Genomic DNA, 12,824 nt, shown 5'->3' with positions numbered 1-12,824 from the left:
CGTTACGCTTCATTCGACCGCCAACCCGACGGCTCACGGATCAGGAGTCGGTGCCCGGCTGCGCCAACCTTTCGCGCAGACTCTTCGGGCGGATATCGGGCCAGTTCTGTTCGATGTATTCCAGGCACGCGGCCCGGTCCGCTTCGCCGAAGACCACCCGCCACCCGGCCGGAACATCGGCGAAAACCGGCCACAGGCTGTGTTGCTCTTCGTCGTTGATCAAGACGAAGAAGCTACCGCTGTCGTCGTCGAACGGATTGATGCTCACTCGTTCTCCTCACCGCCTACTCGAGATGGGTCAAGGGCCAGACCGGCGAGCGCGGAACCGTAAAACGCTGTCTGCAGGTCACGGACCGGCGACGCCAACATAACACCAGCAACCTTGAGTTCGGGGCCCTTCCGCGTTGCTATCGGTCCCGTGCCGACTGCAGAGACGCGGGTCGGCCGCACCTTTGCGGCCGGCTTCACTCAGGTTGCAGCACGCCGCTTGCGACACGACCGCGAAGTTCTTGCGGATTTCTTGCTCGCCGGCTGCCGCGGCCGATGCGCCCCGTTGACCTCGGCCACCCGGGGGGATCGCGGGTGAGCGCGACCGCCAGCATGATTCCAGTCCGCACGGTGGATCTGTGCTGGGATTGTCGTCGTCGCGGTCGCGGTGAGCCTGGTCCTGAAACCACGACCCGCGGCGGTGCCGTCACCACACTGAGCACTTCCGCCCCCAAATGGGCGGTGCGCCAACGTGGTTAAACGATGTACCGTTCGACTGTGCATGTCGACGTGATGACCGTTCCACTGCCCCTGGCCCTGATCGGCGACACCGCCCGGCGCACCCAGGCCGCAGGATTTTCTGGCCTCCTGCTCACCGAAACCGGCCGTACCGCCTATCTCAACGCCGCAGTGGCAGCTCAGGCGGCGCCCGGTCTGGAGCTCTCGACCGGCGTTGCGGTCGCCTTTCCGCGTAGCCCGTTCGTCACAGCTGCGACGGCATGGGAACTCCAAGAGGCGACGAACGGGAAGTTCCGGCTGGGCCTGGGCACCCAGGTGCGCACGCACGTGGTGCGGCGATACGGCGTGCAATTCGAGCGTCCGGGTCCCCGGCTGCACGATTACGTGCACGCCGTGAAGGCGTGTTTCGCCGCGTTCCGGACGGGGACGCTCGATCACCACGGAGAGTTCTACGACCTGGACTTCATCACGCCGCAGTGGAGCCCGGGATCCATCGATGCGCCCGACCCCAAGGTCGACATCGCCGCCGTCAATCCGTGGATGCTGCGCATGGCGGGCGAGGTCGCCGACGGAGTCCACGTCCATCCGCTCGGTGAGCCCGGATACCTGGCGCGCCACGTCGTCCCCAATATTGCTGCCGGAGCGCAGAAATCGAATCGGTCACCGTCGGACCTCGCGGTCATCGTGCCGGTCATGACGATCGTCGGCGACACCGACGAAGAACGCCACAACGAGCGTGAGCTCGCGCGGGCCAGCATGAGTTTCTATGCAAGTACGCCGAACTACTCCTTCATCCTGGACGAGGCTGGGTTTGAGGGCACGACCGCCCGGCTGCGGGAGAAGCAGAAGGCCGGTGACTTCAAGGGCATGGCGGCCCAGATCACCGACGACCACCTGGCCGTGTTCGCCACCGAGTCGACATGGGATGGTTTGGCCGACGCGCTTGTCGCAAAGTACGCAGGAGTCGCGACCCGCATCGTCTTGTATAACGCACTCGCCGATGCTGAACGCTTCGAGCGATATGGCGAAGTCGCTCAACGCATATCGGCCAGCTAGGTGTCGAAGACCGTGGCGCCGACGCCGCTCGGGCTGTACGAGATGTACACCGGTCCCAGCGCGAAGGGCTCGTTGCCGGTGTTCATCTGGTCGCCGGATACCACCGTCGGGCTGTTCCCCGCGGTTGTCGTGTACGAGTACAGCAGCGTGTTCCCGTCGCTGGTGTAGACCGAGATCGTGGTGCCCGGCGGCACGCTCCCGATCGACCTCCCAATCGACGAAGGGAGGTAGCCTTGCTCGCCGCCGCTGTCGATGATGGCGGAAACGCTGTGCATCGGCCCGTTGTCGATGGATACGTTCAGGGCGGTGAACGGTGCTCCGACCACCGGCACCCCGGCGGGTAGCGGGTTGGGCCCGAACTGCAGGTAGCCCTGGGGTTCGTTGAACAGCACACCCTGGTTGAGCTCGCCCGGCAACGCGGTCGTCACGCTACTGGGCCCCGGGGCCGTCGCGTTGGCCCCGATGCCCAAGATGCCGTCGGCGTAACCGTAGGTCTGGCCCGCCAACATGAAGCGCACACCGTCAAGCGAGATCGGGATCGTCAGAACCGGAATGTTGACGCTAGTCGACGCGGAGACGATGCCGTTCCCGAAATTCACCGTGGTTTGAAAGGTGCAGCAGACCAGAAGTATCCCCGAACCATAGGCGACGCCGGTAACGCCGGTGGGGTGTCCGAGACCGAGAATTCCGATGTCCCGCAACGGAATAACCAGGCCTTCGGATCCGGTATCGACCACGACGGGCACACTGGGCCCGCCGTTGACGGAGATGTTGATCGCTGGCTCGACGCCGTTAGCGCCGCTGAGGAGCTGCAGCGGTACGGTGCCCGTCGGACCGGCGCCCACCGGCCCGGTGCGGCCGAGCAGCGCGCCGCCGCTGCCGCCAGGGCCGCCATGAAGCCCGCTCACGCCGGCACCCCCCGCGCCGCCGTTGCCGATCAATCCCGCGGCACCGCCGGCGCCGCCCGCCGCGCCGCTGCCGGCCTGGCCACCGGTTCCGCCGTGACCGAACAACAAGCCGCCGCGGCCGCCGGCCCCCCCATTCGCGCCTGCGCCGCCGGCGCCCCCGCGGCCCCCGTCGCCGATCAGCCCCGCGGCCCCGCCGGGCCCACCGGCCATTCCCGGCGCCGTGCCTGCGCCGCCCGCCCCGCCGTTGCCATAGAGCCATCCCCCGGGCCCGCCGGGTTGCCCGGGGCCGCCGTCGGCGCCGTTGCCGATCAGCGGGCGGCCACCCAGCGCCTCGGTGAGCTGGTACGCCCCGGCCCCCGAGTGCAGCGCCCGGACAAACCGTTGGTGAAACGCGCTGGCCTGCAGGCTAACCGTGTGGAACTGCCGACCGTGGCCGGTGAACAGCGCCGCCACCGCCACCGATACCTCGTCGGCGCCGGCCGCCGGTAGCCCGGTCGTCGGAGCCGCAGCGACCACCCGCGCCGCACCCAGTTCCGCCCCGATGTCACGCAGCTCGGCGGCCGCCGACTGCACTACCTCGGGGAGCACGACCAGAAGTGACACGCCGCCCTTTCACCACGATTCGAGTGCTGATAAGGGTATCCAGCGGCACCGTCTGTGTGACCCACTCGCCGGACCGGCGCGTCAGAGATGACGAAGTTCGCCACACGCGTCGCACGCGACACTAAAGTAACTGTGCGTGGGCTTGTTTGGAGACAAAGGCACGTCAGTCAAGAGCCGGGGGGCCTGGTCCGCGGTCGCCGCCTCGCTCCTCGTCTCTGCCGCGATGATCTATGCCCAGGTCACCGAGTCGCACGGCCAGCCTCCCCAGCCGCAGAGCCGCGTTGAAACCACCAAGGTCAATCCGCCGCCGAGCCCGGGGCCCGCGCCGGCCAACGGCCCCCGCGTCGCCAGTCCCGCCGAGGTCGAATCGTTGGCCGCCAACGCGCCCAGCCCCGGCCAACAGTTCCAGGTCGCGTTGTCCGCCGGCGTCGCGTCCGAAGACAGGCTGCAGGTCAAGACCATCTGGGCGGCGCGTGTCATCGGCGTGTTGTTTCCACAGATCAAGACCATCTACGGGTACCGGCAAGACGCCCTGCCCTGGCATCCCAACGGATTGGCGATCGACGTGATGATCCCGGACCACAACAGCCCGGAAGGCATCGAACTCGGCAACCAAATCGCCGGCTTCGCCCTGGCGAATGCCAAACGTTGGGGCATCAACCACGTCATCTGGCGGCAGAAGATCTACCTGGGACCCACGTCCGGGAGTTGGACGGCCGACCTTGGGAACGAAACCGCCAACCACTACGACCACGTTCATATCTGCACCGACGGCGGCGGCTACCCGACCGGGCACGAAACCTACTACATCGGCTCCATGACCCCGACTCCGCCGCAATAACCGTTCACGGCCGTTTGGACGCTGCCTGAAAAATCCTGCGCAGCAACGCCTTTGGCCGTCAACCCGCCGATTCGACGGCGACCAGCTCGGACAGGCCGCTGACTTTGAAAACGGGTATCAGCAGTGGATTCGCGAGCAGGCGGATATGGTCCGCGCGGGTGAACAGCACGTTGATTGCGGCGCTGTCCAGGTACTCCACCGCGGTGAGGTCGACGGTGAGGGTTTCCCCGCGTCCGGCGGCCTCGGCCGTGGCAGCGCCGAGGGTCTGGTCGAATACGTCGACATTGCTCAGGTCGATCTCCCCCGCTGCCCTCAACGTGAGCTTCCCTTCGCTGCAGCGTGCGGTGTCGAGGGTGAGCGAGGTGGGCATCATGTGATCCTCGCGGATAGGTGGACGGTTGTCCCGGCGGCGTCGGGGTCGATCGTGACGTCGTGCATCAGGCCTCGCATGAGGGTGATACCGCGACCGCGATGGGCGTTGACGGCCGGTTGGGGGGTCTTCCACGAGCCGGTGTCGGCGATGGTCAACTGCACCTCGTCGACCAGCGCGGTCGCGTCCAGACGAATCGTGCAGTCCGGATTTTTGCGGTGTCCGTGTTCGATGGCGTTGGCGACCGCCTCGCCCGCGGCAATCAGCACCTTCATCGTCTCGGCGGCGTTCACCCCGGCTCGTTTCAACCAGCTGCGTAACGCCATCCGGGTCGTCGCGACCTGGCTGACGTGGGCGGGAAACTCCAGCTCCAGCGGGGCGGGGTGGCGGTACATGAGGAGCGCCACGTCGTCCTGATAGCCGCCGCTGGGGGCGAGACGGGACATGATCTGGTCCGCCAAGTCATCCAGCGGGGCGGCGAGGCCCTCTTGAACGAAGGCGGCCGCGCGGGCGATGCCGTCATCGAGCGGTATGCGGCGACGTTCGACCAGACCGTCGGTGTAGAGCACCAGGCAGCCGCGCGCCGGCAGGATCACGCTGGCTTCGGGGCGCGACCGGTGGGGTCGGATGCCCAAAGCGATGGTGTGGCCATCGTCGAGTATCCGGGTGGTCCCGTCGGCGTGCGCCACGATCGGCGGCGGGTGCCCGGCGCTGGAGTACACGAGTTCACCGGTCTCGCGGTTGAGCACCGCGCACACGGCGGTGGTGCACTGGGCGCCGGGCAGCCGGGCCGCGAACCGGTCCAGCCACTCGAGAGCGGTTGCGGGACTTGGATTTTGGAAAAGTAGCGCGCGGCAGGCGCTGCGCAGCTGCCCCATCACGGTGGCAGCGTCCAGCCCATGGCCGACACAGTCGCCGACGATCAACGCGATCCGGCCGTCCTCCAACTCGACGACGTCATACCAGTCGCCGCCGACCTGTAACGGGCGGGCGGCGGCCTGATAGCGCACCGCGAACCCGTGCGGCAGGTCAGCCGGGCCCAGGATGGCGTGTTGCAGCGCGAGCGCGGTTTCGCGCTGTTGGTCGACCTGGTGCACCCGCTGCAGCGCCTGGCCGAGGCGACCGGCCAGCACGGTGAGCCGGGTCTGGTCCTCGAGGGTGAACGGCCGTTCTTCTGCCAGATCGATCCAGACGACGAGCACACCGTCGGGATGCTGCAGCGCGATGGCCGCCGTTCCGGGCTGCGTGGTGTTGGGGGTCAGCAGGTCGCCGGCGCGCACCGAGCCGAGCAGCTGACGAGTCTGGGGCGGCAGATCGAACCACTGTGCGGGTTCGCCGACCGAGACCAGCCGCGGTGCCCCGGACGCTGCCTCAGCGGAGGAAGGGCGGCTGGGGAAGGTCACGGCCAGGACCCGGCGTGCCCGCCAGATCCGACGCAATTCCTCCGCCGCGGTATGCACCGCGTCATCGACGTTGTCGGCTTGAGCGAGTTCCTGGTTGAGCGCATGTTCGCGACCCGCCGCCAGCGCCAAGGCAATCGCCGCGTGGCGGGCGAAGTCACTGACAAGTTCGAGGTAATCGCTGTCGAACGGCGGCTGCCGCGGGTCACGCGCCACCGCGATCACACCCAGCACCGCGTCGTCGGCGATCAGCGGCATGACGATCGCCGAGCGCTCGCCGACATCGGTGAATCCCTCGATCGGGTATTGAAAGGAATCGGTAATCAGCGGCAGGCCGCGACGCGCGACACCGCCCGTGGTGGAGCCGGCCATCGGCACCTGCCGGCCGATCACTTCGGAGGAGTAGCGGCCTGCCGTGGCGGCCACCACGAGCGCGTCGACCTGGTCGGCGGGCAGATCGGGTTCGCTGGGGATCAACAAGATTGCCTGCTCGGCTCCGGCCAACTCCAGCGCGCGGTTCACGATGAGTTGCAACGGCCTCGTCCGGGGGTCGCCGGACAACAATGCCGTCGTGATCTCGCGGCTGGCCTTCGTCCACTTCGCCGATTCACGTTCCCGCACGAACAGCCGCGCGTTGTCGATGGCCGCCGCCGCCGCAGTGGCCAACGCCCGCACGGCGTTCTCCTGCGAGTCAGAGAACACATGGCCGGGCCGGTCGTCGAGCAGGTAGAGGCTCCCGAAGTCGGCCGCGCGCACGGTGATCGGTAGGCCGAGGAGTGCCCGCATCGGCGGATCGCCACCGAGCAGCGCGGCGCCTTCGGGATCAGCGGTCAGATCGTCGATCCGGATACCCGCTCCTACTGGCAGACCACTGAGCCGCCGCGCCGCGTCGTCGTTGATTCCGGCGCGCACAACGGAGGACGGGCTGGCGTCGGTGGCACGCAGTTTCAAAGCTCCGTACCGGGCGCCGCTCAGTTCCACCGCCGCACTGACGATCCGACGCAACGTCACATCCAGGTCCAGATCGGAACCGATCTCGACGATGACCCGCACCAGATGTTCCATCTGATCGCGAGCCGCCACCAGTTCGTCAAGCTGTTCGCTCGCGCCACTCACCGGCCCGGGCCAGCCCTGCCCATTGAACCCGGGTACCCGGTTGTCACGCCCATACCCACAAACCTAATTGGTGGAATCGGACCCTCGACCGTTCGGGGCTCAAGCGCAAGCTTGAACGGCGAGCGAACCGGCCGCCAAAACCGAGAAACGCGCCGTCGCCTCGTGGTACCTATGGGCGATGTCTTACCTGATCACCGCACCCGAGGTGGTGGCGGCGGCCGCGCAAGATGCGGCGAGCATCGGGTCGTCGCTCGACGCGGTCAATGCGGCCGCAGCGGCCCGGACCACCAGGGTGATCGCCGCGGCCGGTGATGAGGTATCGGCGGCGATCGCGTCACTGTTTTCCGGTCACGGCCAGCAGTTCCACGCGCTCAGTGCGCGGGCGGCGGCGTTTCATGCGCGGTTCGTGCAGGCCCTGAGCGCGGCGGAGAGTGCGTACGCCGCCGCCGAGGCGTCGGGCGCTCAGAGCCTGGCCGTGTTTTCGCCCGTCGCGGCGCTGACCGGGCGCCCGCTCGTGGGCGACGGCGCGAACGGGACGGCCGCGCACCCCAACGGCAAGCCCGGCGGAATCCTGTACGGCAACGGTGGCAACGGTTACTCCCAAACGGCAGCGGGGCTCGCCGGCGGAAGCGGCGGTAACGCGGGGCTGATCGGCAATGGGGGTGCTGGGGGCTCCGGCGGTGCCGGCGCGGTCGGGGGTGTCGGAGGCCTCGGCGGCTGGCTGTCCGGCAAGAACGGGGTGGCCGGCGCCGGGACGGCGGTGAACGCGACCGTCCCGCTGCACCAGGTGTCCACCACCGGGACGAACTCGGGGTCGATCGACGAGATGGTCAATATCTCGGTCAACGGCGGGCGCAGCGTGTCGGTGATCGTCGACACCGGATCCGCCGGCCTCGTCATCCCCGTCACCGACATCGGACTCCAGCACCTCGGCATGCCCACCGGGTTCACTCACGTGACCTACGGCGAACCCGGCTCGGGGAATTTCATCACCGATTACTGCCTCACGTTCAACACGACCGTGAATTTCGGAAATGGGATCGCGACCACGCCGATCAACGTTGACGTCCCGCTCTTTTCACTCCGCGGCATCACCTTGAGCCTGGCGCATCCGATCGAAATCCCGCTCCCCGGAGGCCTTTCCCCGATCGAGATCACCAAGCTACCGACCATCGAGTGGGTGTTCCCCGACGTGCCACCCTTCACCAACTGGGGTGATAGCGGTACCGGCATTCTGGGTATCGGCCCAAATGCATTGGGCCCCAACACCTCCCCGGTGACCGCGGCCCTGCCCGGACAACTGAGTCAGGGTGTGCTCATCAACGCAACCAGCCCCACCGCGGGTTACCTGGAGTTCGGCCCCAACCCGTTGACGCCGATTCCCAACGCGTCGGTCCCGGGCGCCCCGTTGACCACCGTGGAGGTATCGATCAATGGCGGAGCGCCGCAACCGGTTACCACGGCGATCGATTCCGGTGGTCAGTATGGAGCCATCCCGGCAGCCATTTACGGCGGCGACACAATCCCGATCACCATCGGCCCCTTCTCGCTCGGCCAGGCCATGCCGGCCGGGACAACCATCTCCGTCTACACCAGTGACGGTGCGACGCTGCTGTATTCGTATACGACAACGGCGTCGACCGGCCCGTTGGTCACGTCGACCGACCCGTCCAGCTTCGGGGCGTTCAATACCGGGATGGCGCCGTTCCTGCTGACACCGGTGTATATCCAGAACAGCCCCAGCGGCCTCGGGATGACCATCTTCGATCAGCCCTGACGTTTCACGCGCGGCGGGCAAGCTGTAGTTGCCGGTCGTCCTGGCGGAGAACCCTAGACTGGGGTCCATGAGCATCGCGGTGCTGCGTCGGATGTTCGAGCAGATGGTGGTGAAGAAGGACCCTACGGCCATCGACCGGTTCTACGATCCGTCCTTCATCATGTTCTCCAACGGCATCACCCAGGATTTCGACGCGTTCGCCGCAAGCCACCGCACGATCTACGACACGCCGATCTCCTACTCCATCGAGTACGACGAAGATGCGTGGGTTGAAGCGGCCGACAAGGTCGCCGGCCGGGTATGGATCACGACCAGCCGCCCGGACGAGGACCCCACTCGCATCGAGGTGGTGCTGATCGCCGCGTTCATCGACGGCCGGATCAGCCGCGTCTGGGAGACGACGTGGCCAAGCTGGAACGAGCTGCCGGCATTCGAGACCTACTAATGCATTCTTTGCTCTGGGACCAGCATCTGTGCCTGCCGCTGCAGGCCGACGCCGATATCGCTCCGCTGGCCCGCTACCGGCGTCCCGGCGGCGCATTCGTTTCGGTCAACGCGGGATATGCGCCCCACAGCCTGTCGGACACGCTGGCGTTGCTGCGCCACTACCGGGGCGCGATCGAGGCGCACCCGGACCTACAGCTGGCGGCCAGTGTCGACGACGTCGCGGCAATCGCCGGAAGCGGCCGCATCGCGGTGGTGTTCGATCTGGAGGATTCGCGTCCGCTCGACGACGACCTCGATAACCTCGCCGTCGTGGCCGACCTCGGGGTGCGCACGCTGCTGCCCAGCTACAACCGCGCCAACCGAGCCGGCAGCGGATGCCTGGATACCACCGACACCGGCCTCAGCGGGTGGGGGCGCTCGATGGTCGCCGAGATGAACCGCGTCGGCATCGTTCCCGACGGCTCGCACTGCAGCGCCCGTACCGGACTGGATATGTGCGAGATCTCCTCCGGCCCAATGGTTTACAGCCATTCCTGCATGCGCGCGATCTGGGATCACCCGCGCAACATCACCGACGACCAGGCCCGCGCCTGCGCGGCCACCGGCGGCGTCGTCGGCATCACCGGCGTCGGTATCTTTTTGGGCCCCAACACGCCCACGCTCGAGGCGATGACCCGACACCTGGAATACGCCGTCGACCTCATCGGCATCGACCACGTCGGCATCAGCAGTGACTTCTCTTTCGACGCAGCCGATTTCATCGACGAACTCATGCGCAATCCGCACTCGTTCGACGACAGCTACACACGTTGGGGACCGATCCAGTGGATGCCGCCCGAGACGTTGCTGACGCTCGGCACGCACCTCGTCGGGCGTGGCTGGAGCGACGAGGACATCCGTGCGGCCTTGGGGGGCAACTTTTTTCGGGTGGCTCGACAGGCTTGGCGCGCCTAGTCGAAGTCAGAGCCAACCGGTGCGGGCGGCGGCAACGGGCTCGGGCGGCGACGGTGCCAAGTCCCCGTCGCGCACGCCGTCGAGCATCCGCTGCACCGCGGCGACAATCTCCGGGGCCGCCGCGGCCAGGCCGCGCTTGTCGGCGTCGCTGACCGCATCTGGATCGACACCGGCCCGGTCCAGGACGGCGGCCGGGTCGGCCAGCTGACCGGCCAGCCAACCTACCGGGTCTGCGGACAACTCGGGGACGAAGTTGCGGCGCCCGGGTTCCCACCCATTGAACCGGGGGTGGTGATGGGCCCGGTCCAGCGTCCCGGGCGGGCTTTCGGTGGACCCGAAGAGGTCCACCCGCCACACCGGCCGGGTGAAGGCGATTGGGACACCCGCGTAGATCGACCCCTGCGGCTCGTCCCGGTCCACGAGGCGAAGTTCCAGTCTGACGCCTCGTTCCGGGGTTTCTTGGCCTTCGAGCGGGTTGGGATCGACGAAATACATGTCCCCGACGACTACACCCATGGCTTCAAATCCGAACGCTGCGAGCATCGCGCACCTTTCCTAATTTCTCTTCAGGGTAAACCGCGGTGGTCGCGCCCGGCACGGCCCACAATCGGGCCGTCAAACGGGTCCCGGACCACTGGACGCCTGCCTAGTTAAGCGCGTAATCTCCGGGTTGGTTACCCGCGCTTCTTCATGTCAGAGGGGGCTCGACGAAAGGATGAAGGATAGTGAGTAACGCCATCGACACCGATCCTGCGGTCGAAGGCCGCAGCTCGGGCATCGTTCCGGTCTTCAACCCGTCCACGGAGGAGCAGATCGCGGAGGTGCCCGACTCCGACCAGGCCGCCGTGGACGCGGCAGTGGCCCGGGCCCGGGAGACGTTCGAGTCGGGCGTGTGGCGCAAACTGCCCCACCAGCAGCGCGCCGAGATCCTCTTCCGCGCCAACGCCATCATCAAGGAACGCCTCGACGAGCTCGCCGCCGCCGAGTCCAAAGACAACGGCATGAATGCCACCGCTGCGCAGCAGATCATCAAGGTGGCCAACGACATGCTGCTGTATTACGCGGGCTGGGTCGGCAAGATCCATGGCGAGTCGAGCAACGTCGTCACCGACGGCCTGCTCGGCCACTACGACAACTTCCACAACTTCACCCAGCTCGAGCCGATCGGCGTCGCCGGGCTGATCATTCCCTGGAACGGGCCGTTCTTCGTCGCGATGCTCAAGGCCGCGCCGGCCCTGGCCGCGGGCTGCAGCTGCGTCCTCAAGCCCGCCGAGGAGACCCCGCTCACCGCGCTAATGATGGAGCAGATCTTCCGCGAGGCGGGAGTGCCCGAGGGCGTCTTCAACGTCATCACCGGCTACGGCGAGACGACCGGTGCCGCACTCGCCGCGCACCCCGACGTCGACAAGATCTCGTTCACCGGTTCGACGGAGGTCGGCAAGCTGATCGTGCAGGCCGCGGCGGGCAACCTCAAGCGGCTGACCCTCGAGCTCGGCGGCAAGTCGCCGCTGATCATGTTCGACGACGCCAACCTCGACAAGGCGATCATGAACGCGGGCCTGGGCCTGCTGGTCGGGTCGGGGCAGAACTGTTCCTGCACGTCGCGCATCTACGTCCAGCGCCCCATCTACGACCAGGTCGTGGAGGGGCTGGCCGCTTTCGCCAAAATGCTGCCGATGGGCGGCAGCGAGGATCCCGTCTCGGTGCTTGGGCCGCTGATCAGCGAGAAGCAGCGCCAGCGCGTGGAAGGTATTGTGGCCGAGGGCGTTTCGAAGGGTGCCGAGGTGATCACCGGCGGCAAACGGATGGACCGCAAGGGTTACTTCTACGAGGCGACGATCATGACGAACACGACGCCCGACATGCGACTCATCCGCGAGGAGATCTTCGGGCCGGTTGGCAGCGTCATCCCGTTTGACGACGAGGACGAGGTCCTCGCCGCGGCCAACGACACCGAATACGGTTTGGCCGGCGCCATCTGGACTGAAAACGTCGGGCGTGCGCACCGCGTCGCGAATGAGCTTCGCGCGGGCCAGGTCTGGGTGAACTGCGCCCTTGGCGCCGACCCGGCGATGCCCATCTGCGGGCACAAGCAGTCGGGCTGGGGTGGCGAGCGCGGCAAGAAGGGTATTGAGGAATACTTCAACACCAAGGCGGTCTACATCTGCCACTGACCGGATTCGATGGGGGGTCTCGGTGCCGGCTAGGCCGAAGCCGTTTGAGTTGCACGAGTCGGGCGCCCTTCTGCACGGCACGAAAGCCGATCTTGCCGTCGGTGATCTGCTCGTGCCCGGGCACCAGGCGAATTACGGCACAGGACGCATCGCAAATCATGTCTACGTGACACGCACGTTGGATGCCGCGGTGTGGGGAGCCGAACTTGCCGCGGGCGACGGCCCGGGCCGCATCTACATCGTGGAACCGCTAGGCGCCCTCGAGGACGACCCCAACGTGACCGACAAGAAGTTCCCGGGAAATCCGACGCACTCCTTCCGCACCCGAGAGCCCGTGAAAATCGTTGGTGAGCTGACGGATTGGGCGGGGCATTCACCCGAACAGCTGCGGGCCATGCGGGCCGGGCTGGCCGATCTTGAGCGGCAAGGGAAGGCTGTTATTTACGACTGAA

The 12,824-nt window shown here is 67.0% G+C and carries 12 protein-coding genes; 7 read left to right on the top strand and 5 right to left on the bottom strand.

All coding sequences use genetic code 11. The annotated features are described in order from the left end of the window. Positions 1–40 precede the first annotated feature (40 nt). Positions 41–268 carry an MbtH family protein gene (locus tag G6N66_RS12440; protein WP_085236334.1) on the bottom strand — a complete coding sequence of 76 codons (228 nt, stop codon included), beginning with the start codon at positions 266–268 and terminating at the stop codon, positions 41–43. A gap of 497 nt (positions 269–765) precedes the next feature. Between G6N66_RS12440 and G6N66_RS12435 the strand changes: the two genes are divergently transcribed. Then, positions 766–1,782: a TIGR03617 family F420-dependent LLM class oxidoreductase gene (locus tag G6N66_RS12435; protein WP_085236332.1), complete on the top strand. Its 1,017-nt coding sequence runs from the start codon at positions 766–768 to the stop codon at positions 1,780–1,782. On the opposite strand, the gene G6N66_RS12430 is transcribed toward G6N66_RS12435, so the two are convergent. Further along, complete coding sequence (locus tag G6N66_RS12430) at positions 1,779–3,293, bottom strand: PecA family PE domain-processing aspartic protease (protein WP_163645827.1); 1,515 nt, start codon at positions 3,291–3,293, stop codon at positions 1,779–1,781. The genes G6N66_RS12435 and G6N66_RS12430 overlap by 4 nt on opposite strands. 130 nt (positions 3,294–3,423) lie before the next feature. On the opposite strand from G6N66_RS12430, the gene G6N66_RS12425 reads away from it, so the two are divergent. Next, positions 3,424–4,134, top strand: a complete 711-nt coding sequence (locus G6N66_RS12425; protein WP_085232124.1) for a glycoside hydrolase — start codon at positions 3,424–3,426, stop codon at positions 4,132–4,134. A 58-nt stretch (positions 4,135–4,192) separates the two neighbouring features. Here G6N66_RS12425 and G6N66_RS12420 read toward each other — a convergent pair whose 3' ends face one another. Both G6N66_RS12420 and G6N66_RS12415 read right to left on the bottom strand, forming a co-directional pair. Beyond that, on the bottom strand, positions 4,193–4,504 hold the full coding sequence (locus G6N66_RS12420; RefSeq protein WP_085232125.1) for an STAS domain-containing protein: 312 nt from the start codon (positions 4,502–4,504) through the stop codon (positions 4,193–4,195). Next, the gene (locus G6N66_RS12415; protein WP_085232149.1) at positions 4,504–6,969 is read right to left on the bottom strand and encodes a SpoIIE family protein phosphatase; all 2,466 of its coding nucleotides are present in this window, start codon (positions 6,967–6,969) and stop codon (positions 4,504–4,506) included. The genes G6N66_RS12420 and G6N66_RS12415 overlap by 1 nt, the downstream gene beginning before the upstream one ends. A gap of 229 nt (positions 6,970–7,198) precedes the next feature. On the opposite strand from G6N66_RS12415, the gene G6N66_RS12410 reads away from it, so the two are divergent. From G6N66_RS12410 to G6N66_RS12400, 3 genes are all read left to right on the top strand, one after another. Further along, positions 7,199–8,797, top strand: a complete 1,599-nt coding sequence (locus tag G6N66_RS12410) for a PecA family PE domain-processing aspartic protease (RefSeq protein ID WP_085232126.1) — start codon at positions 7,199–7,201, stop codon at positions 8,795–8,797. A gap of 67 nt (positions 8,798–8,864) precedes the next feature. Further along, the gene (locus tag G6N66_RS12405; protein ID WP_085232127.1) at positions 8,865–9,242 is read left to right on the top strand and encodes a hypothetical protein; all 378 of its coding nucleotides are present in this window, start codon (positions 8,865–8,867) and stop codon (positions 9,240–9,242) included. Continuing rightward, positions 9,242–10,198: a dipeptidase gene (locus G6N66_RS12400; protein ID WP_085232128.1), complete on the top strand. Its 957-nt coding sequence runs from the start codon at positions 9,242–9,244 to the stop codon at positions 10,196–10,198. The genes G6N66_RS12405 and G6N66_RS12400 overlap by 1 nt, the downstream gene beginning before the upstream one ends. Positions 10,199–10,204: 6 nt before the next feature. Here G6N66_RS12400 and G6N66_RS12395 read toward each other — a convergent pair whose 3' ends face one another. Further along, complete coding sequence (locus G6N66_RS12395; RefSeq protein WP_085232129.1) at positions 10,205–10,741, bottom strand: hypothetical protein; 537 nt, start codon at positions 10,739–10,741, stop codon at positions 10,205–10,207. 179 nt (positions 10,742–10,920) lie between these two features. Between G6N66_RS12395 and G6N66_RS12390 the strand changes: the two genes are divergently transcribed. Both G6N66_RS12390 and arr read left to right on the top strand, forming a co-directional pair. Then, complete coding sequence (locus G6N66_RS12390) at positions 10,921–12,372, top strand: aldehyde dehydrogenase family protein (RefSeq protein WP_372515954.1); 1,452 nt, start codon at positions 10,921–10,923, stop codon at positions 12,370–12,372. Positions 12,373–12,394: 22 nt separating this feature from the next. After that, positions 12,395–12,823 carry an NAD(+)--rifampin ADP-ribosyltransferase gene (arr, locus tag G6N66_RS12385; protein WP_085232131.1) on the top strand — a complete coding sequence of 143 codons (429 nt, stop codon included), beginning with the start codon at positions 12,395–12,397 and terminating at the stop codon, positions 12,821–12,823. The last annotated feature ends 1 nt before the right edge of the window (position 12,824 follow it).

It is taken from the genome of Mycobacterium conspicuum (genome assembly GCF_010730195.1).
Lineage (GTDB): Bacteria > Actinomycetota > Actinomycetes > Mycobacteriales > Mycobacteriaceae > Mycobacterium > Mycobacterium conspicuum.
Note: the sequence above shows the minus strand (reverse complement) of the source record. Positions and strands in the feature narration are given on the sequence as shown.